The following is a 20706-nucleotide window of genomic DNA, read 5'->3' as shown; positions in this document are numbered from 1 at the left end:
AGGAGAACCGGCCATGCCAACGACGCTCAACCCCTATCTTGGTTTCCGCGAGAACGCCCGGGAGGCGATGACCTTCTACCAGTCCGTGTTGGGCGGCGACCTGACCCTCAGCACTTTCGGGGAGTTCCACGCCAGCGAAGATCCGGCGGAAGCCGACAAGATCATGCACGGCATGCTGACGGCCAGCAACGGACTGGTCCTGATGGGGGCGGACACGCCCAACGGCATGGACCTCGCGACCGGCAGCTCAATTTCGGTTTCGCTCAGCGGCGACGACGAAGCTGAACTGCGCGGCTACTGGGACAAGCTGTCCGCCGACGGCGGCACTGTCACCGTTCCGCTCGAACCGGCGCCCTGGGGCGACATCTTCGGCATGTGCACGGACCGGTTCGGGACTGCCTGGCTGGTTAACGTCAACAACCCCCAGACGGCTCCCGCGTCATAGACACCACTCCTCAACCACGACATAAAACGACGGAACAGCGGCGGGATATCCCGCCGCTGTTCCGTTTTCCTGACTGTTCGTGCTGCTTCGGCTACCCGAAGGTCACCGGCTCAGATCCACAGGGGGGCTGCGGGCGCTTCGCCCAGCGGTGCCCCGTTGTGTGCTGCGGTGACACCGTGGCCGTGTTCAAGTCCCGGTCCTACGAACAAGGCGTAGAGCCATATGGCGGCGTGGATGAACTTGAAGCTGCTTACAAGGACTGCATTCCCGGCAGCACAGGATGCCCTGAAGAATCTTGGCACCGCCATGCGCTGGCCCATGTACCACCGTGACCCGATCGAAAACGGGGTGGCAGGCCGGATGGTGCTGATGGGTGACGCCGCACACCCCATGCTCCAGTACCTGGCCCGGGGCGCCTGCCAGGCCCTCGAAGACGCTGCTGTTCAAGAGCCGGCCCGGAAGCCCCGCCCGCCCTGAATCCGCCTGGCGAAGACGCTCTGCGTCTAGAAGTGTCTCTTTGTCCAGGAGTCCTTGAGGAGGGGCTGCCCGCAATGCAACGATTGAAGCGTGCAGCCCTGTATTCATTTAAGGACCGGTCCGGGTCTGCCGGCGTGACGGAGAGCGGTCTTGCGGAACGTCACCCTGTACCTGGACGTCGACGGCGTGGTCTGCCCGTTCGGAGCAACGGGCAACACGCCGTGGGGTTCCGGCTGGCGCCTCGCGAACGCCGGTGTGCTCGAAGTGGCTTATGCGGGCCACCTGGTTGACGGGCTGAACCAACTTTCCCGGGTGCCCGGAGTCCGGTTTGTGTGGCTCACCAGCTGGGAGGAGATGGCCGCGGAATACTTATGCCCTGCCATCGGTCTGGCCGGCGGCCACTGGCCCTGCCTGACAGCGGAAGGTGGCGGAACGGGGGAGGGCTGGTGGAAGCTCGCCGCCCTCCAGGAAGACCTGGCGGCCAACACCCCGGATGGCATCGTGTGGATTGACGACCAGCTTCGGTATGAACAGGAAGCGCTGGCCTGGGCCGGATTCCTGGGCCCGCGCATCCTCACAGTTGCGCCCGATCCCCGCCGGGGAATCTCTCCGGCCGAACTGGACGCCGTCAGCGGGTTTGTCACGAACCAGCTGTTTTGACCTGGTGCCATGGACGCGTACGATCGATAGGGTTTCAACCCGGCTCTGTTAACATCGCAGGTCATTCCACGTGAACTGCAGGTGAATTACGCTGTGCAGGGCAGGCGGGGGCAATGGAACTGCTGAACGTCGTCTCTGCAGATTGGGAAACAGGTGGATATCACCTTTATGGTGGCGCTGGTCATCGGACTGGCACTATTTTTCGACTTCACTAACGGCTTCCACGACACCGCCAATGCGATGGCTACGCCCATCGCCACCGGCGCCATCAAACCGAAGACCGCTGTGACTCTCGCCGCAATCCTGAACCTGGTAGGTGCCTTCCTCTCAACGGAAGTGGCCAAAACAGTCTCCGGCGGCATCATCCGGGAAGGCTCCGACGGTGTCCAGATCACCCCGGACATTATTTTCGCCGGCCTCATGGGCGCCATCCTCTGGAACATGATCACCTGGCTCAAAGGCCTGCCGTCCAGCTCATCCCATGCCCTCTTCGGCGGGCTGATCGGCGCAGCCATCGCCGGAATCGGTTTCAATTCGGTGAATCTGGAAACCCTGCTCCAGAAGGTCATCCTGCCCGCCATCTTCGCCCCGCTCATTGCCGGCCTTGTGGCGTACCTCTGCACCAGGCTTGCGTATGCACTAACGGCGCGGCACGATCCGGAAACCGGCAGCAAGCTGACGCAGAAGCGCGGCGGGTTCCGCACCGGCCAGATTTTTACTTCCAGCCTCGTGGCGTTGGCCCACGGAACCAACGACGCCCAGAAGACCATGGGCATCATCACCCTGGTGTTGATTTCCGCCGGTACCCAGGCCCCGGGCTCGGGCCCGCAGTTCTGGGTCATCATGGCGTGCGCCGTGGCCATCGCCATCGGCACGTACGTAGGCGGCTGGCGCATCATCCGGACCATGGGTTCCGGACTCACCGAGGTCAAGCCCGCCCAGGGTTTCGCGGCCGAGACCAGCACCGCGTCAGCCATCCTGGCCTCATCCCACCTGGGTTTCGCCCTCTCCACCACACAGGTGGCGTCCGGCTCCGTCATCGGGTCCGGCATGGGCCGTAAGGGCACTACGGTGCGGTGGAACATGGTGGGCAAGATCGCCCTGGGCTGGCTGTTCACGCTTCCGGCCGCCGGCATTGTGGGCGCGCTGACCGCGCTGCTCGTGAAGACGGGCGTGGTGGGTGTGGTGATTGCCGCGGTCGCCGGCACCGCCGCGGTGCTGTTTATGTTCTTCTACTCCCGCAAGTCGGCGGTGGGCCACCACAATGCCGTGGAAGTCGAAGAAGCGGGCCAGGCCGTCCGCTTCGCCAAGAAGAAAGCACTCGCCCGGGCCCGCGCCAGGGCGGACCAGCAAAAGGATGCCGCCACGGCGGACCAGCAGAACGATGCCGCCAAGGCGAACCAGCAGAAGGATGCTCAGCGATGAAGTGGTTGGAACTCTTGACTGTGGCCGGCACCACCCTGGTGTCCGCGGTAACTGTTGTGGTCCTGTATTCGCTGGGCGTGCGGCTGACGGCCATCGCCGGCGACGCCGAGCAGGCCTCACCCCGCGCCAAACGCTACTTCGCCTACGCCTGCTTTGGCCTCTGTGGTGTAGCTGTGCTGTTCGGGCTGTACCTGATCATTCCTTACTTCAGCAAGTAGCCCTTCAGCCCGTCCACGCCGCAGCGCTACTCTGGTTCCATGTCCAGGATCCAGTACTTTGTCGCGGCCTCCATCGACGGGTTCATCGCCACCACCAAGGATGACCTCGCCTGGCTTTTCGAATTCGACGGCTTCGAGGGCGGCAAGGAAAGCTACGAAACCTTCATGGCCGGCGTCGGCTGCATCGTTATGGGCGGCGAGACGTTCGCCTGGCTGATGGAGCACGAACCCGGCAACTGGCCTTACCCTTCCACACCCTGTTATGTGTTTACCCGGCACGAGCACGTTGCCCCGGCCGGCACGGACATCACGTTCGTCCGCGGTCCCGTCCAGGAGTTCATCCAGGACTTCAGGGATCGCGCCGGCGGCATGAACGTCTGGGTGGTGGGTGGCGGCAACCTCGCTGCGCAATTCGTCGACGCCGGACTGCTGGACGAACTCATCCTGTCGGTCATCCCCGTGGTCCTGGGCGAGGGCAAGCGGCTGCTCCCGCTGGAGGGCCCGACGACGCCACTTGAGTTGACGGCGTCCCGCACCTTGGGGCGGGGAATCGTGGAGTTGCGCTACACCCTCACATCCCCGGATCCGGCCCGCTAGGGAACTGAATTGCCTGCGGCCTTCAGGCCGCCGCCGGCTCGTTGTCCCGCAGCATGTTGGTGATGCGTGCGGTGGAGAGGCGACGGCCTTTTTCGTCTGTCATCACGATTTCGTGCGTTGTCAGTGTCCGGCCCAGATGGATCGCCGTGCAGGTACCTGTCACGGTGCCCGCGGCGATCGCACGGTGGTGCGTGGCGCTCACTTCGATGCCCAGGGCGTGCCTGCCGGCGCCGGCGTGCATCCCGGCAGCGAAGGATCCCAAAGTCTCGGCCAGTACCACGTGGGCGCCGCCGTGGAGGATACCCGCCACCTGGGTGTTCCCTTCCACCGGCATGGTGGCCACCGTTCGTTCCGGGCTCATCTCCAGGAAGTGGATCCCCATCTTCACCACGAGGGCGCCGATGCCCAGGTGGCCGAGCCAGTCGTGGAGGTGCGCCGGGATGCCTGCTGTGACCAATTCCTCAGTGAAGGGCCCGGGCGTGAAATTGTCCATCATGGGAACTAGGCTGGCACCTGTGAGTGAAACTACCAAACCGGCCCCCTTCCCGACCGAAACTACTGCGCTTGACGCTGCTGATGCCTTACAGGACATCAGCGTCCTGCCGGTCGGAGGCCAGGTTTCCGCTACCGAAGCCCCCGTGGTTCCCATCACCGGCCAGCCGCGGCTTCTGGTGCTTGACGGCCACTCGATGGCGTTCCGCGCCTTCTTCGCCTTGCCGGCGGACAAGTTCTCCACCGCCAACGGACAGCACACCAACGCCATCCACGGCTTCACCTCCATGCTCATCAACCTGATCAAGGAACAGAAGCCCACCCACATTTGCGTCGCCTTCGACGTCTCGGATGACACCACGCACCGCAAAGCGGAGTACAGCGAGTACAAGGGTGGACGCAACGAAACTCCCCGTGAGATGAGCGGCCAGATTGACCTCATCGACAAGGTCATGGGCGCCTGGGGTATCAAGACCATCAAGCTGCCCGGCTATGAGGCCGATGACATCCTGGCAACCCTCGCCGCCATGGGGGAAAGGGCAGGCTTCGAAGTACTGCTCGTGTCGGGCGACCGTGACGCCTTCCAGCTGATTACGGACAACGTCTTTGTGCTTTACCCCAGGAAGGGCGTCAGTGACATCCCCCGGATGGACGCGGCCGCCATCCAGGAGAAGTATTTTGTGACGCCCGCCCAGTATTCGGATCTTGCCGCGTTGGTGGGGGAGACAGCGGACAACCTCCCGGGCGTTCCGGGCGTCGGCCCAAAGACTGCGGCAAAGTGGATCAACCTTTACGGCGGTCTCGAGGGGGTCCTCGAGCACCTTGATGCAATCGGTGGAAAAGTAGGGGACTCCCTGCGCGCCAACGTCGAGGACGTCAAGCGCAACCGACGGCTGAACAGGCTCCACACGGACCTCGAACTCCCGCTCACGCTGGACGATCTCGCGGAACCTCGGCCGGACGAGGCTGCCCTGGAGACGCTTTTCGACGAGCTCGAATTCAAGACCATCCGTACCCGGCTCTTTGCCCTGTACGGCAGCGAGGAAGTGGAATCTGCGGAGCGCGAAAGCATCGCCACTCCGGACTTCGTGATTCCCGCCGGGGCAGCCGAGTTGGGCGCCTTCCTGGCGGCGGGCGCTGGCAAGACGTCGGCAGTCGCCGTAGACCTGGTGCCTGGGCGCATTGGCGAAGACGCTGCCGCACTGGCCATTATCCGTGACGATGCCGCCGTCTACATCGACCTCTCCACCCAGGACGCCGCCGCTGAAAACGTCCTCTCGGACTGGCTGCTCGATGAAAACTCCCCGAAGGTCATGCACGGCTACAAGGCTGCGCTGAAGGCCCTGTCCACCCGTGGCCTGGGCCTGGAAGGCGTGGTGGATGACACCTCAATTTCCGGATACCTCATCCAGCCGGACCGCCGCACATATGAACTCGCGGAGCTGGCCCAGCACCACCTCAACGTCAGTGTCTCCTCGGAGACCTCCAAGGCGGGCCAGCTGGAGCTGGCGTTCGATGGCGACGACGCCGCCGCTGTCGGCGCCCTGGTTCAGGTGGCGGCCGTGGTCCAGGCCCTGAGCCGGCACTTCGAATCAGAACTCACCGAACGCAAGGCAGGGGACCTGCTGACCACCCTCGAGCTGCCCGTCAGCCGCGTGCTGGCCGATATGGAAACCGCGGGCATCGCCATCGACCTGCCGCGCATGGACGAGCAGCTCGCGGACTTGTCCAAGGTGATCGACAACGCGCAGGAACTGGCCTTCGCCGCGATCGGCCACGAGGTCAATCTCGGATCGCCCAAACAGCTGCAGACCGTGCTCTTTGACGAACTCGAGCTGCCGAAAACGAAAAAGATCAAGTCCGGTTACACCACCGATGCCGCGTCGCTGAAGAACCTGCTGGAAAAGACCGGGCACGAATTCCTGGTCCAGCTGATGGCGCACCGGGAGTCCTCGAAGCTGCGGCAGATGCTGGAGTCGCTCAAGAAGTCCGTGACGGAAGACGGCCGGATCCACACCACCTATGCGCAGAATGTGGCAGCGACGGGCCGCATCTCCTCCAACAACCCGAACCTGCAGAACATCCCCATCCGCAGCGAGGAAGGCCGTCGCGTCCGCGGCATCTTTGTCGTCAGCGACGGCTACGAGTGCCTGCTGTCCGCGGACTATTCGCAGATCGAAATGCGGATCATGGCGCACCTTTCGGGGGACGCAGGCCTGATCCAGGCCTACAAAGACGGCGAGGACCTCCACCGGTTTGTGGGCTCGAACATCTTCCACGTGCCCACCGAAGAAGTCACCAGCGCCATGCGCTCCAAGGTCAAGGCCATGTCCTACGGCCTCGCCTATGGCCTGACCTCGTTCGGCCTGTCCAAGCAGCTCGAAATTTCCGTGGACGAGGCGCGCACCCTGATGAAGGACTACTTCGACCGGTTCGGCGCCGTCCGCGACTACCTTCGCGGCGTGGTGGACCAGGCCCGGGTGGACGGCTATACGGCCACCATCGAGGGGCGTCGCCGCTACCTGCCGGACCTCACCAGCACGGACCGGCAGCTGCGCGAAAACGCGGAGCGCATCGCACTGAACTCACCCATCCAGGGATCGGCCGCAGACATCATTAAACGCGCCATGCTGGGCGTGCATGCTGAACTGGATGCCCAGGGTCTCAAGTCGCGCATGCTCCTGCAGGTCCACGACGAACTGGTGCTTGAAGTCGCCGCCGGCGAGCGGGAAGCGGTGGAGAAGCTCGTCACCGAGCAGATGGGCTCTGCCGCGGACCTCAGCGTCCCGCTGGATGTCCAGATCGGCGTGGGCCCCAGCTGGTACGACGCCGGCCACTAGGAAGGGACCGCTGGGAACGAGGGGGCGGGGCGCGATGGACAAGTACGACGTCAAGAAGCAGTTCAAGGATCTGTATGCGCCCCGAGCCCGGGATTTCGAGGTGGTCATCGCCCTGCCGCTGAACTACCTGATGGTGGACGGGCAGGGCAACCCGGGGACTGCCCCCGCCTATGCCGCCGCCCTGGAAACACTGTTCTCGGTGTCCTACGCCGTCAAGTTTGCCAGCAAGCACGCGGGCCGGGACTACGTCGTCGGGCCGCTTGAGGGCCTGTGGACTGCGGACGATCCTGATGCCTTCACCTGGGGCGAGAAGGACAGCTGGAAATGGACCATGATGATCCCGCAGCCGGGCTGGATCGGCGCCGCCGCGGTGCAGGACGGTATCGCGAAGGCGGCGGCCAAGAACGTTCCGGGGCTGGACCTGCTCCGACTTGACACCCTCGACGAAGGCCTATCGGTGCAGATCCTGCACATCGGCAGCTACGACGACGAGGCTCCCACTCTTCGCCGCCTGCACAGTGAATACATGCCGGCCAACGGCTTCGGATTTGCCGGCCCGCACCACGAGATCTACCTTAGCGACGCCCGTAGGGTGGCACCGGAAAAGCTCAAAACCATCCTCCGTCAACCCGTGCGGCGGCTCTGAGCCATTTCCCGTCCGGCGCGCGGGTGTGTTGCTGCTGGCCAGGCGCCGGATTCATTCGTTAGGCTCGGCGGTGTGGCTGAACTGAGTGATGACTATGAAATCCGGCGCTTCACAGCGGAATCCAAGGGCGAGACGGGTTATCCCGAAGCCGAGTCATGGGTGAAGGCGGTGGCCTTTGGCTTCCACGAATCCACGCGGACGCCCGAGCATGTTGCGAAGTCCTTGGAGACCTATGCGGTTGATCGACGGATCTTCACCGGCGCCTACCAGACGCGGGAAGTCGCGCCGGGGTCTCTCCCCGCGGAGGTGCCGGTGGCAACCTTCGGTACCCTGCGCAAAACGCTCAACATTGGCTTCGGCAGGCTGCTGGAAACGCAGCTTGTCACCGCCGTGACGGTCCGGACCTCGCATCGGCGGCGCGGCCTGCTTCGACGGATGATGTCCGAGGACCTGACCATGGCGAAGCACGATGGCCTGGCGATGGCCGCCCTGACAGCGTCCGAGGGCTCCATCTACGGACGGTTCGGCTACGGGGTGGCCAGCTTCGAACGCACGGTGAAGGTGGACACCACGTCCCGGTTCCAGCTCAAATACCAGGCAGTCGGCAGCGTGGACATCGCGGATCCCCGTGTGCTGCTGGACCTGGCGCCGGAAGTCTTCGACCGCGTGCACCGCCTGACCCCGGGATCGATCGGCCGCCAGGAGTGGTACCGGCAATTGGCTTCCGGGTCGCTGGGGCGCGACGGCAAGGAAGATCCCGCCATTAAAGTGGCCCTGCACTACAGTCCCGACGGCGCCGTGGACGGCTATGTCTCCTACAAATTCCTCGGCTGGGATACTGAGCCCCACACCGTGCAGGTGGTGGATTTCGTGGCGGCCGCGGATGAGGCGTATCTGGAGCTCTGGCAGTTCCTCGCCGCCATCGACCTGGTGGAACGTGTCACGTGGGAGGAAGCACCGCTGGATGACCCGCTCACCTGGGCACTTGCCGATCCCCGCTGCATCGACTCCTCAGACAGCCGGGACATGCTCTGGCTCCGTATTCTGGACGTGGCCCAGGCGTTGGAAGCGCGGCATTACCCGGTGGACGGCAGGCTCGTGCTTGAGGTGCAGGACCCGCTTGGACTCACCGCGGGAACGTACGCGTTGGAAGCCGCCGGCGGTGAGGCCGCCGTCGTACGTCTTGACACGGCCTCGGAACCTGACCTCACGCTCGATGTCTCGGCCCTGTCATCAATTTATCTTGGTGCGGTCTGTCCGGTTACGCTGGCGGCTGCTGGGCGGATCCGCGAACACAAGCAGGGCGCGTCGCTCCAGGCACGAGGGATGTTCGCGGTTGAACGGTCCACCCACTGCCTGACCCACTTCTAGGTGCCCCTGCCCGTTTCAAAGGACAATCCCATGGGCGCTACTGGTGTGCCCCGTCTGACAGTCCGCCGGTCCCTGCTGTTTGGAATGGCCGGCCTCGCAGCGGCCGCGCTGTCGGGGTGCATGACCTCCTCGGATGCGGCCCCGGCTGCTGAGCCATTCACGCCGGCTTCCGCGGCGCCGGTGGATCAGGCCACTCCTGCGCCCTCAAGGACAGTCGCGGCGGATACCCCCACTGAGCAGCCACCACGCCCCTTCCCGCCGACGAAGCAGCAGATCATCGCCGAATTCGGTGCACGGAAGCCACAGGAGTGGGGGTTGCAGGTCAGAGGAGTGGTCAACAAGTCCGCTGCAGGGCACATTGCGCTGACGTTTGATGCGTGCGGTGGTCCCGGCGGCGCCGGGTGCGACCAGCAGCTGCTCTCGACGCTGCGCAAGCTCAACGTCCCCGCCACACTCTTCGTCAATGAACGATGGATCCAGACCAACCCGGCCCTGACCGCTGAACTGGCCCACGATCCGCTTTTTGAACTCGCGAACCACGGATTCCTGCATCGGCCCCTTTCCGTGAACGGGAAGTCGGCTTACGGCATCGGAGGCACAGCGGATCTCGGTCAGGTCTATGACGAGGTCATGGGGAACCAGCGCGTCCTCCAGGAAATCACTGGCCACCTTCCGGGGTTTTTCCGGCCCGGCACGGCGTACTATGACGAAATTGCCGCCGCGGTCACACGCCGCCTGGGACTCCTGCCGGTGAATTTCACAATTAACGGCGACGCCGGGGCTACGTTTCCGCCGTCGACGGTCGCTGCCGAGGTGGGCAAATCACGAGGTGGGGATATCGTGATTGCTCATTTCAACAAACCTGGCAGCGGCACGGCCGGGGGATTTGCCCGGGCATTGCCGCGGCTCCTGGGCCAAGGCGCCACTTTCGCGAAACTTGGAGCGGTTCTGCCGCTTTGACCGGCATTGACTTTGACCCCTGTTGGCCGCTGCGACTAGAATAAGTGGGCGCGTACTACGTGCACGTTTCCAAAAATCCACAAATCAGGATGACCCGGAAGATCCACGCGATCGCCCGAAGACCTGCGCCTGCGTTCCATAACGCGGGCGCGGCGGTTTGCCTGACCGACTAACTATCCACAACGGAGCCCCTACTACATGACCATCACCTCCACCGAGAAGCCCGGTACCCCCGTAGTCGCCATTAACGACATCGGTACCGCTGAGGACTTCCTCGCAGCAGTCGACGCCACCATCAAGTACTTCAACGACGGAGACCTCGTCGAAGGTACCGTCGTCAAGGTCGACCGCGATGAAGTTCTGCTCGACATCGGTTACAAGACCGAAGGTGTCATCCCCTCCCGCGAGCTGTCCATCAAGCACGACGTTGATCCCGGAGACGTTGTCTCCGTTGGCGATCTCGTCGAAGCCCTGGTGCTCACCAAGGAAGACAAAGAAGGCCGCCTGATCCTCTCCAAGAAGCGTGCTCAGTACGAGCGCGCTTGGGGCGACATCGAGAAGGTCAAGGAAGAAGACGGTGTTGTCACCGGTACCGTCATCGAGGTTGTCAAGGGTGGTCTTATCCTCGACATCGGTCTGCGCGGCTTCCTGCCCGCATCCCTCGTCGAGATGCGCCGTGTGCGCGACCTCGCTCCGTACATCGGTCAGAAGATCGAAGCCAAAATCATCGAGCTGGACAAGAACCGCAACAACGTTGTGCTGTCCCGCCGTGCATGGCTCGAGCAGACCCAGTCCGAGGTTCGCTCCACGTTCCTCAACAAGCTGGAAAAGGGCCAGGTCCGTCCCGGCGTTGTTTCCTCCATCGTCAACTTCGGTGCATTCGTGGACCTGGGCGGCGTAGACGGCCTCGTTCACGTTTCCGAGCTGTCCTGGAAGCACATCGACCACCCGTCCGAGGTTGTCGAAGTTGGCCAGGAAGTCACCGTCGAGGTTCTCGAAGTCGACCTGGACCGTGAGCGCGTTTCCCTGTCGCTCAAGGCTACGCAGGAAGATCCGTGGCAGACCTTCGCCCGCACCCACGCCCTCGGCCAGGTTGTTCCGGGTAAGGTCACCAAGCTCGTTCCGTTCGGTGCGTTCGTACGCGTCGAAGACGGCATCGAAGGCCTCGTGCACATCTCCGAACTGGCAGTCCGCCACGTGGAGCTGGCTGAGCAGGTTGTCTCCGTTGGTGACGAGCTGTTCGTCAAGGTCATCGACATCGACCTCGAGCGCCGCCGTATCTCCCTCTCCCTCAAGCAGGCTAACGAGGGCGTTGACGCCGAGTCCACCGAATTCGATCCGGCTCTTTACGGCATGGCCGCTGAGTACGACGAAGAGGGCAACTACAAGTACCCGGAAGGCTTCGACCCGGAGTCCAACGAGTGGCTTGAAGGCTACGAGAACCAGCGCGCCGTCTGGGAGCAGCAGTACGCTGACGCCCAGACCCGCTGGGAAGCACACAAGAAGCAGGTTGTCCAGCACGCTGCCGACGACGCTGCAGCAGCAACGTCCGGTGACAGCGATTCCGGCACCACCAGCTACTCCTCCGAGCCTGCTGCGGCTGAGTCCAACACCGGTGGCGGCACGCTCGCTTCGGACGAGGCTCTTGCAGCTCTGCGCGAGAAGCTGACCGGCAACTAATTGCCACCGGCCCGGGGCTTCCCGGGCCTACACAGCGGGCCCCTGCGAATGCAGGGGCCCGCTGTGTTTAACAGGCAATCTAGCCAGCACTTAACGTTCCAGAACGCACGTTCCGGTGCGTCTAGTGCGAGTCAGTTGAGAGTACGACGACGGCACTCACTGCGCCGGCGTCGTCGTGCGTCAGGACCCCGCCGGCAGCCGTGAGGAGCCGCTGCGCGCCGATGTTGCCTGCCGTTGTGGACGCCACGACCTGGTGCAGCCCGGCGCGGCGGGCTTCTGCTAGGACCAGCACCAGCGCGGCGCCACCCACACCGCGGCTGCGATAGCCCCGGCCCAGCCAGATGCCTGTCTCCACCTCGCCGGATCCTAAGGTGGCCGCCTCGGGTGTGCGGGGGACTGACGCTTGGGGGCTGGTTCGCTTCAGCCTGATCGAGCCCGCCGGGCTGCCGCCGCAGAGCACCGCCCAGCTCTTTTCCGAGGCCGGGCCGTCCAGGCCCGCGGCTGCGGACCGGTGGTAGGCGCGGAACCAGTCGATGCGTTCCGCGTTCCAGCCGGTCCCGCTGCCAAGTGGCGGCGTGACGTCATCCGCGGACGCATCCAGCTGTGCCAGCTCCAGCAGCCGCTCCAACATGGGTTCGTCGACGTCAACCAGCCGGACTTCAGGGGAGCGGGACATCGATCCACTCCGTCCCGGCCGGCGTGAGATCCGTCCTCCCGGCGGTGAGCGACAACACGCGTTCGGTGGCCGCGGCGATTTCCGTGGCATCGTCAGGCACGGCCAGGCGCAGGATCGTGTCCTGCGCTCCGTAGCTGGTTTCCGCCATCACGAACCCCGCCGCCCGAAGATCGTTCTCCAGTCGGCCCGCGGCGGCATGCGGCACCGATGACGAACAGATCCGGAGCCGGCTGCTGCGGACCAGCGGGGCCCGTTCCAGGGCTGCAGATACCGACTCAGAATACGCCCGCACCAGACCACCCGCGCCCAGCAGGATTCCGCCGAAGTAGCGGACGACGACGGCACTGACGTCGCTGAGGTCCGTTACCCCCGGTGCGGTTTCCCGCTTGATGATGGCCTCGAGCATGGGGATACCGGCGGTGCCGGAGGGCTCGCCGTCGTCATTGGATCGCTGGATGTCCCGGTCCGGCCCCAGGACGAACGCCGAGCAGTGGTGGCGGGCATCGTGGAACTCGCGGCGCAGGGCGGCCACCAGGTCCCGGGCGGTTTCCTCATTGTCGGCGCGGCGCAGAACGGTAATGAACCTGGAGCGTTTGATCTCGAGCTCGTGCCGGAACTCCGGCCCCACCGCGAGCGTGGTGTACGTGGTGGCCCGGCTGTCTACGGAGTCCAGGCCTGGGGATTCCGCTGTTTGTGCCACCCGTTCAGTTTAGGGTGGTGGGATGCTGAAAATCGGATTGACGGGCGGCATCGCCTCAGGGAAGTCAGTGGTCGCGTCACGCCTGGCCGAGCTCGGCGCCGTGCTGGTGGATGCGGACGCGCTGGCCCGGGACGTCGTTGAGCCTGGCACACCAGGGCTGGCCCGGGTGGTGGAATCGTTCGGGGCTGACATGCTCGACGCCGGCGGCCGGCTTGATCGCGCCAGGCTGGGCGCCGTGGTCTTTGGCAATCCCACTCAGCTGGCCGTCCTCAATGACGTCATCCACCCCTTGGTCCGGGCGGCAGCGGCCGGCATCATTGCCTCAGCTCCGGACGGCGCGATAGTGGTCCAGGACATTCCGCTGCTGGTGGAGACGGGGCAGGGCAGCAACTTCCATTTGGTGCTGGTAGTGGACGCGCCCGACGACGTCCGGATCGCCCGCATGCTCGAACACCGCGGCATGACGCGGGAGGAAGCGGTGTCACGCATGGCAGCCCAGGCTGCGCGCGCCGACCGGCTGGCAGCCGCGGACGTGGTTCTGGACAATTCCGGCTCCCTGGATGCGCTGCTGGCCCAGGTGAACGGGCTCTGGGCCGACCGGCTGGTTCCGTTCACGGACAATCTCCGGCGCGGCGTCAGGGCGGCCAGGGCAGGCACAGCAGTCTTGTCGGTGCCGCAGATGGATTGGCCAGCCCGGGCTGCGCGGCTCGGTTCCCGAATCTTGGCCGCAGCACCCGACGAGATCCTCGCCGTTGACCATGTCGGCTCCACCGCCGTGCCCGGCCTGGCCGCCAAAGACGTGATCGACCTCCAGGTCGCAGTGTCCGATCTCAACGCGGCCGACCGGATCGCACCGCTGCTGGCGGCAGCTGGCTTCCCGGCCGTGCCCGGGGCCGGCTTCGACACCCCCAAACCGACGGATCCGGATCCGACGCAGTGGCAGAAGCGCTTCCACGCCAACGCGGACCCAGGCCGAGCCGTGAACGTGCACGTCCGGTCAGTGGGATCGTCCGGCTGGCGCTACGCGCTGCTCTTCCGCGACTGGCTCCGGAACGACCCGGAAGCCGCCGCCTTGTATGAGGATCATAAACGCGCTTTGACCGAACAGTTTGCCGGCACCAAAGGTACCCACGCCTACGCGGAGGCGAAGGAGCCGTGGTTCACGGACGTCGCCTGGCCGCGCATGGACGGCTGGGCCGCGCGCACAGGCTGGCAGCCGCCGTCGTACGCCTCTCGAATTCCCCGCCCCTGAGCGGGATTGTTCGCCGGTAACGGATCCCGGCCTGGCTGTCGGTCCCCGGTTGTAGATTAGATGCATGAGCCTTGCCCAGGAGATCAACCGCGTTGTCGCTCCGTTTGAAGTCATCAGCGAGTTCCAGCCGGCAGGTGACCAGCCTGCCGCCATCACCGATCTGACGGAGCGGATCAGGAACGGCGAGAAGGACGTTGTCCTGCTGGGTGCCACGGGTACTGGTAAGAGCGCCACCACGGCCTGGCTCATCGAACAGGTCCAGCGGCCCACTTTGGTCATGGTGCAGAACAAGACCCTGGCCGCCCAGCTCGCCAACGAATTCCGTGAACTGCTGCCCAACAACGCGGTGGAGTACTTCGTTTCGTACTACGACTACTACCAGCCTGAGGCGTACGTAGCGCAGACGGACACCTTCATTGAGAAGGACTCCTCCGTCAACGAGGAAGTGGAACGGCTCCGCCACTCCGCCACCAACGCCCTGCTGACCCGCCGGGACGTCATTGTGGTCGCCACGGTGTCCTGCATCTACGGTCTGGGCACGCCGGAGGAGTACATTGCCGGTATGGTCACGCTCCGCAAGGGGGCGCAGATGAACCGTGACGACCTGCTCCGGAAATTCGTCTCCATGCAGTACGCGCGCAACGACATGGACTTCCACCGCGGCACGTTCCGGGTCCGCGGTGACACCGTGGAAATCATCCCGATGTACGAGGAACTGGCCATCCGGATCGAATTCTTCGGTGACGAAATTGAGAACATCCATACTCTCCATCCGCTGACTGGCGAGCTGATCCGGGACGAAGAGGAAATGTACGTCTTCCCGGCCTCGCACTATGTGGCCGGGCCCGAGCGGATGGCCCGGGCCATCAAGCGGATCGAGGACGAGCTCGCCGAACGCCTGGCCGTCCTTGAAGGCCAGAACAAGCTGGTGGAAGCCCAGCGGCTCCGGATGCGCACCACCTATGACCTTGAAATGATGCAGCAGATGGGCTTCTGCAACGGCATCGAAAACTACTCGTCGCACATTGACGGCCGCGCCCGCGGGACGGCTCCGCACTGCCTCATCGACTACTTCCCGGACGACTTCCTGCTGGTGATCGACGAATCCCACGTCACCGTGCCGCAGATCGGCGCCATGTACGAGGGTGACATGTCCCGCAAGCGGAACCTTGTGGACTTCGGTTTCCGCCTGCCGTCGGCCATGGACAACCGCCCGCTGAAATGGGACGAATTCCTCCAACGCGTGGGCCAGACCGTCTACCTGTCGGCCACTCCCGGCAAGTACGAACTTGGCAAGGCTGACGGCTTTGTGCAGCAGATCATCCGGCCTACCGGGCTGATCGATCCCGAGGTGGTGGTCAAGCCCACCAAGGGCCAGATCGATGACCTCCTCGGTGAGATCAAGACCCGCACCGCAAAGAACGAACGCGTCCTGGTCACCACCCTGACCAAGCGGATGGCGGAGGACCTCACCGACTATCTGCTGGGCCACGGCATCAAGGTCGAATACCTGCACTCGGACGTGGACACACTCCGACGGGTTGAACTGCTCCGGGAACTCCGAATGGGTGTCTTCGACGTCTTGGTGGGCATCAACCTGCTCAGGGAAGGGCTGGACCTGCCCGAGGTCTCCCTTGTGAGCATCCTGGATGCGGACAAGGAAGGCTTCCTGCGCTCTGCGACGTCGCTCATCCAGACCATCGGCCGTGCTGCCCGCAACGTGTCCGGCCAGGTGCATATGTACGCGGACCGCATCACCGACTCGATGGCCAAGGCTATCGATGAGACCAACCGGCGCCGCGCCATCCAGGTGGCCTACAACACGGAGCGGGGCATCGATCCGCAGCCGCTGCGGAAGAAGATTGCCGACATTACCGACCAGCTGGCCAAGGAAGACGCCGACACCCAGGAGCTGCTCAACAACAACCGGCTGGCCAAGGGTGCCAAACGTGGCAAGTCTGCAGCAAAGGGCGCGGCACAGGTCCGCAAGGACGGCCTCGCCGCGGCACCGGCCGAAGACCTCGTGGGTCTCATAGAACAGCTGACCGAACAGATGCACGGCGCTGCCGCCGAACTTCAGTTCGAGCTGGCCGCGCGGATCCGGGACGAGGTCAGTGACCTAAAGAAGGAGCTCCGCCAGATGCAGGCGGCCGGCCACGCATAGGCCAGGCCGTGGCGGGGAGGGGACGCACTCTGTCAGGGCGTTCCCGCACGCGGGAACGCCTGCTGTACAGTTAACGTCACGTAGGGGAGTATCCCGAGCGCTACGATCGTCAACACGCCAGGCACAGTTGCCTGGCCGGGCGTAGCGGGCCGCCAATTCAGCACCAAGTGCACAGGCTGGCCGGAGAGACTTACACCATTTCTCTGTACCCTGCGAAAGGCTAACCTGTGCCCGAATTACCAGTGTGGTTCGAGGTCGGCTCACTTGTCGTCCTTGGCCTGATCCTCCTCATTGACCTTCTGCTGGTCGTCCGGCGTCCCCATGAACCTTCCATGAAGGAAGCCGGCCTGTGGGTTGCGTTCTATGTCTCCCTTGCCTTGCTGTTCGCTGGGGCCATGTTCTTCTTTACCGGTGCCGAGTTCGGCGGCCAGTTCGTGGCCGGCTGGGTCACCGAATACAGCCTCAGCATCGACAACCTGTTTGTCTTCATCATCATCATGGCCCGCTTCGCCGTACCCCGTAAGTACCAGCAGGAAGTCCTGATGGTGGGCATCATCATCGCCCTGATCCTGCGCGGCATCTTCATCCTCCTCGGCGCCATCGTCATCGAACAGTTCAGCTGGGTGTTCTACATCTTCGGCGCGTTTTTGCTCTGGACCGCCTGGAAGCAGGCCCAGGACGAAGGTGAGGACGAAGAAGACAAGGAAAACCCGCTCATCGCCCGGATCCGCAAGGTCATCCCCATGTCGGAGAAGTTCGACGAAGGCAAGCTCCGCACCACGGTGAACGGCAAGAAGGTATTCACCCCCATGCTGATCGTGTTTATCACCATCGGTCTGACCGACCTCCTCTTCGCCGTTGACTCGATTCCCGCGATCTTCGGCCTGACGCAGAGCCCGTTCATCGTCTTTACTGCCAACCTGTTCGCCCTGATGGGCCTGCGCCAGCTGTACTTCCTGCTGGGTGGGCTGATGAACCGCCTGATCTACCTGAAGCACGCATTGTCCTTCATCCTGGCGTTCATCGGCGTGAAGCTGGTGCTCCACGCCATGCACGTGAACGAACTGCCGTTCATCAACGGCGGTAACCACATCGAATGGGCCCCGGAAATTCCGACGTTCGTCTCGCTTGCCGTCATCGTGGGCACCATCATCGTCGCCGTTATTGCCAGCCTCCTGAGCTCCAAGGCAAAGTCGGCGCACCTGGACCCGCGCCTCGAAGAAGACGCCAAGAAGAGCCTCAGCGACGCCGAGTAAGCTGTCCCCGCGTTTCCTTGACGCACACTGCAGGTTCCAGCAATCCCGGCCGCCGTGCGGCCGGGATTGCTGGCTCTAACGAACCCTGCGGTTGCGGCCGCCCGAGGACTATGCTCGGAGCATGGCCCGCATCCTCCTAACGGAAAGTGGAGTGCGCCAGGTGCAACGCCGCACCGTGGTGCTGCTGAGCGCGGCCCAGGTTTTCGGTGGAATCGGCACCGGAGCCACGGTTTCCATTGGTTCCATCCTGGCCGTGGAACTTTCAGGTTCCAGCGTGTGGGCGGGTGCCGTGGCCACGGTTATGACCTTGGGGGCCGCGCTGGCAGCCCTGCCCCTGGCTTCGCTGGCGGACCGCCGGGGCCGCCGGGCCGGCCAGGTTACGGGGCTTTCCGCAGCCCTGGCAGGCACCGTGCTGATAGTTCTTTCGGTGGTGTCCGGCCTGTTCGTCCTGTTGGTACTGGGGGCGGTGGGCATCGGGGTGGGCACCGCGGCCAGCCTGCAGGCACGCTTCGCCGCCGTTGACCTTGCGGATGCTGAACACCGTGGCAGGGCGCTTTCCGCCGTTGTGTGGGCTGTGACGGTCGGCGCCGTGGCCGGACCCAACCTGATCCAACCTGGCACCGTTGTGGGCCTGGCACTCGGTCTGCCGCCCGTCGCCGGACCGTTCGTGATATCCGCAGCCGGACTCCTGCTGGCCATCGTGCTGCTCTTCGCCGGCCTCAGGCCCGACCCACTCCTGCTCGCCCGGGAAATCGCCGCCCGGGAGCTCGCCGCCCAGGAACCCACCGCCCAGCCGGCGGGCGGGGATATGCGGGGCACACCTCCAAGTACGGCCAATCAACAAGGCGCCCCCGCGCGCAACGCAGGCGGGGGCGCGCTCGTCCGCGGGCTACGGGCAATCCGTCAGTCCAGGGCGTCCTGGCTGGCGCTTGCCGCCGTCGTCGGAGCGCACGCCGTGATGGTGGGCGTGATGTCCATGACCCCGCTGCATTTGCAGGAGCTCGTGGCCGGGCCGGGTGCCTCCCACGCCGGCCACGCCGCCTCCGGCGATGTCCTGGTGATCATCGGCTTCACCATCTCCCTTCATATCGCCGGCATGTTCGCGTTGTCGCCGGTCATGGGCTGGCTGACTGACAAGGCGGGCAGGACAGAGACCATCATGATCGGCTTCGCCACGCTGATCGCTGCCGTCGCCGTCGCAGGGTTTGGCCAGACGTCCACCGTGGCGGTGGCCGTGGGACTTGTCCTGCTGGGCATGGGGTGGTCTGCAGCCACCATTTCCGGCTCCACGCTGCTGGCGGAGAGCGTCCCACAGGAGTCCCGTGTGGTGGTCCAAGGTGTGTCGGACATGCTGATGGGCGCCGCAGGTGCGGTCGGCGGGGCCACCTCTGGCCTGATCCTCAGTTGGGCCGGCTACCTGGGACTGAACATGGCGGGCGGCCTGGTGGGAGCTGCTGTGCTGACCGCCGCCGTCGTGGCCCTTGTGTCGCGCCGCCGTATCCCGGCGTCCGGCTCAGCTGCCGGCTGAGCCGGCAACCGAGCGCACCATACCCAGCAGGCGCCCGAAAATGGCCTCGCCGTCGTCGGCTATGCCGTCATGGTGGAAGTCGGCAGTCTCCCATACCTGGAGTCCGCGCACTGCAGCCGCCGTTTCCAGGGACAGACTGCGGTCCACGTAAATGTCGTCCTGGTAAACCGCGGCGGCTGCCGGCACGCTGTTCGCGGCCAGCTGCGTGTGGTCATACAGCGGCTTCCAGTCCGTCTTGGCGGCCAGGAGATGGGCCACCTGCCGCAGGGGCACCAAGGCGGCATCCTGCTCGAAGTACCACGGGTACACCATCTCGCCGGTCAGCAGCAGCGGCTCCGCATCCGGGCGGAATGCCGGATTTTCCTGCAGCACACGCCAGGCAGACCAGTCGGTCGCCTGTCCCTGCCCATAGATTGACTCATGCAGCAGGGCATAGAGCGGGTTCGCCAGGCGGGACACGATGCCCTGGACCTGCTCCAGGAAGGCATCGGAGAGCCTGTCCCCATTTGGCGTCTCAGTGAAGGCGTCCTCCAGCAGGTAGTGCAGGCCGTCCACCCGCGTGTTTCCGCCCAGGAAGGAGCCCACCATCTGGAACCGTTCCGCCGTGAGCGGGCCGCCGTCGGGAAGGAACTCCTCGGTCTGCCGCAGGTGCGATGCGATCGCATTCACTGTCCGGCGGTCCTCCGGATACCAGCTGAAGTACTCAGTGTTGCGGGCCGCAACGCGCGCGAACGTGGCGCGGTAGACGTCGTCGGCATGGCCGGCGAGCGGCGCAAGTCCGCCCGTGATGAGAGCCTCCTTCAGCCCGTCCGGGGCAAAAGACAGGTACGTCAGCGCGCAGAATCCGCCGTAGCTTTGGCCGTAGATGCTCCAGGGGCCGGAGCCGAGCGCCGCGCGGATGAGCTCCGCGTCGGCCACGATGGAATCCGCACGGAAATGCTCAAGGTACGCAACCTGGGCCTCGGCCGTTCCGCGCGCCGGCAGCGTGTTCCGGTCAATGGGAGTCGAAAGCCCGGTGCCGCGCTGGTCCAGCATCAGGATCCGGAAGTCCCGGGCCGCCGCCTTGCTCCAGCCGCTCAGCGAAGCCAGCCGGTTGCCGCGGCCGCCCGGCCCGCCCTGGAGGAACAGCAGCCAGGGAAGCTTTTCGGCTTCAGCCTGGGTGTGGGCCGACGAGACGTACTCGCGGGCGAAGACGGTGATGGTTTGCGCGGCGCCGTCGCCGCTCGCTGGCGCGAAGTGGTCCAAGGGAACGGTGAAGTAGTGCTCGGCGGTGCGCATGCCCCGAAATTCGTGCCGGGCCTTCACAAAATGCGGGACAG

The 20706-nt window shown here is 64.6% G+C and carries 18 protein-coding genes and 1 pseudogene; 15 read left to right on the top strand and 4 right to left on the bottom strand.

Annotated features, from left to right (window positions below):
• Nucleotides 1-13: 13 nt before the first annotated feature.
• The 6 genes and pseudogenes from ACQCSW_RS11565 to ACQCSW_RS11540 all read left to right on the top strand — a co-directional run bounded on the left by ACQCSW_RS11565 (nt 14) and on the right by ACQCSW_RS11540 (nt 3822).
• Complete coding sequence (locus tag ACQCSW_RS11565) at nt 14-445, top strand: VOC family protein (protein ID WP_426986031.1); 432 nt, start codon at nt 14-16, stop codon at nt 443-445.
• A 170-nt stretch (nt 446-615) separates the two neighbouring features.
• Nucleotides 616-889: pseudogene (locus tag ACQCSW_RS11560) on the top strand (3-hydroxybenzoate 6-hydroxylase); the annotation flags it as partial.
• A gap of 183 nt (nt 890-1072) precedes the next feature.
• Entirely contained in the window at nt 1073-1582 is a 510-nt protein-coding gene (locus ACQCSW_RS11555) for an HAD domain-containing protein (protein ID WP_426986029.1), read from the top strand.
• A gap of 153 nt (nt 1583-1735) precedes the next feature.
• Entirely contained in the window at nt 1736-3007 is a 1272-nt protein-coding gene (locus ACQCSW_RS11550) for an inorganic phosphate transporter (protein WP_426986027.1), read from the top strand.
• On the top strand, nt 3004-3225 hold the full coding sequence (locus ACQCSW_RS11545; protein ID WP_426986025.1) for a hypothetical protein: 222 nt from the start codon (nt 3004-3006) through the stop codon (nt 3223-3225). Before ACQCSW_RS11550 ends, ACQCSW_RS11545 begins: the two co-directional genes overlap by 4 nt.
• A 39-nt stretch (nt 3226-3264) precedes the next feature.
• Nucleotides 3265-3822, top strand: coding sequence for a dihydrofolate reductase family protein (locus tag ACQCSW_RS11540; protein ID WP_426986023.1), 558 nt, complete (start codon nt 3265-3267; stop codon nt 3820-3822).
• A gap of 22 nt (nt 3823-3844) precedes the next feature.
• On the opposite strand, the gene ACQCSW_RS11535 is transcribed toward ACQCSW_RS11540, so the two are convergent.
• Nucleotides 3845-4318 carry a hotdog fold thioesterase gene (locus tag ACQCSW_RS11535; RefSeq protein ID WP_426986021.1) on the bottom strand — a complete coding sequence of 158 codons (474 nt, stop codon included), beginning with the start codon at nt 4316-4318 and terminating at the stop codon, nt 3845-3847.
• Between the two features lie 193 nt (nt 4319-4511).
• Between ACQCSW_RS11535 and polA the strand changes: the two genes are divergently transcribed.
• The 5 genes from polA (at nt 4512) to rpsA (ending at nt 11811) form a co-directional block, all read left to right on the top strand.
• Complete coding sequence (gene polA, locus ACQCSW_RS11530; RefSeq protein WP_426990676.1) at nt 4512-7154, top strand: DNA polymerase I; 2643 nt, start codon at nt 4512-4514, stop codon at nt 7152-7154.
• 34 nt (nt 7155-7188) lie between these two features.
• Nucleotides 7189-7800 (top strand): GyrI-like domain-containing protein, encoded by a 612-nt coding sequence (locus tag ACQCSW_RS11525; RefSeq protein WP_426986019.1) that lies wholly within the window; start codon nt 7189-7191, stop codon nt 7798-7800.
• An 81-nt stretch (nt 7801-7881) separates the two neighbouring features.
• A complete protein-coding gene (locus ACQCSW_RS11520) occupies nt 7882-9171 on the top strand; it encodes a GNAT family N-acetyltransferase (protein WP_426990675.1) in 1290 nt (429 codons plus the stop codon).
• 30 nt (nt 9172-9201) lie between these two features.
• Nucleotides 9202-10131: a polysaccharide deacetylase family protein gene (locus ACQCSW_RS11515; protein WP_426986017.1), complete on the top strand. Its 930-nt coding sequence runs from the start codon at nt 9202-9204 to the stop codon at nt 10129-10131.
• Between the two features lie 198 nt (nt 10132-10329).
• Nucleotides 10330-11811 (top strand): 30S ribosomal protein S1, encoded by a 1482-nt coding sequence (gene rpsA, locus ACQCSW_RS11510; RefSeq protein WP_426986015.1) that lies wholly within the window; start codon nt 10330-10332, stop codon nt 11809-11811.
• A gap of 121 nt (nt 11812-11932) precedes the next feature.
• Here the strand turns inward: rpsA and ACQCSW_RS11505 are convergent, their stop codons facing one another.
• Both ACQCSW_RS11505 and ACQCSW_RS11500 read right to left on the bottom strand, forming a co-directional pair.
• A complete protein-coding gene (locus ACQCSW_RS11505; RefSeq protein ID WP_426986013.1) occupies nt 11933-12487 on the bottom strand; it encodes a GNAT family N-acetyltransferase in 555 nt (184 codons plus the stop codon).
• Entirely contained in the window at nt 12471-13160 is a 690-nt protein-coding gene (locus tag ACQCSW_RS11500) for an IMPACT family protein (protein WP_426990674.1), read from the bottom strand. Before ACQCSW_RS11500 ends, ACQCSW_RS11505 begins: the two co-directional genes overlap by 17 nt.
• 49 nt (nt 13161-13209) lie before the next feature.
• On the opposite strand from ACQCSW_RS11500, the gene coaE reads away from it, so the two are divergent.
• The 4 genes from coaE to ACQCSW_RS11480 all read left to right on the top strand — a co-directional run bounded on the left by coaE (nt 13210) and on the right by ACQCSW_RS11480 (nt 19387).
• Nucleotides 13210-14439: a dephospho-CoA kinase gene (gene coaE, locus ACQCSW_RS11495; RefSeq protein ID WP_426986011.1), complete on the top strand. Its 1230-nt coding sequence runs from the start codon at nt 13210-13212 to the stop codon at nt 14437-14439.
• A gap of 64 nt (nt 14440-14503) precedes the next feature.
• Nucleotides 14504-16603, top strand: coding sequence for an excinuclease ABC subunit UvrB (gene uvrB, locus ACQCSW_RS11490; RefSeq protein ID WP_426986009.1), 2100 nt, complete (start codon nt 14504-14506; stop codon nt 16601-16603).
• Between the two features lie 227 nt (nt 16604-16830).
• A complete protein-coding gene (locus ACQCSW_RS11485; protein ID WP_426986007.1) occupies nt 16831-17859 on the top strand; it encodes a TerC family protein in 1029 nt (342 codons plus the stop codon).
• 121 nt (nt 17860-17980) lie between these two features.
• The gene (locus ACQCSW_RS11480; protein ID WP_426986005.1) at nt 17981-19387 is read left to right on the top strand and encodes an MFS transporter; all 1407 of its coding nucleotides are present in this window, start codon (nt 17981-17983) and stop codon (nt 19385-19387) included.
• Here ACQCSW_RS11480 and ACQCSW_RS11475 read toward each other — a convergent pair.
• The gene (locus ACQCSW_RS11475) at nt 19373-20665 is read right to left on the bottom strand and encodes an alpha/beta fold hydrolase (protein WP_426986003.1); all 1293 of its coding nucleotides are present in this window, start codon (nt 20663-20665) and stop codon (nt 19373-19375) included. The genes ACQCSW_RS11480 and ACQCSW_RS11475 overlap by 15 nt on opposite strands.
• Nucleotides 20666-20706: the final 41 nt, after the last annotated feature.

Source organism: Pseudarthrobacter sp. Y6 (assembly GCF_050156205.1).
Classification (GTDB): Bacteria; Actinomycetota; Actinomycetes; order Actinomycetales; family Micrococcaceae; genus Arthrobacter.
This window is presented reverse-complemented; position numbering and strand designations above follow the sequence as displayed.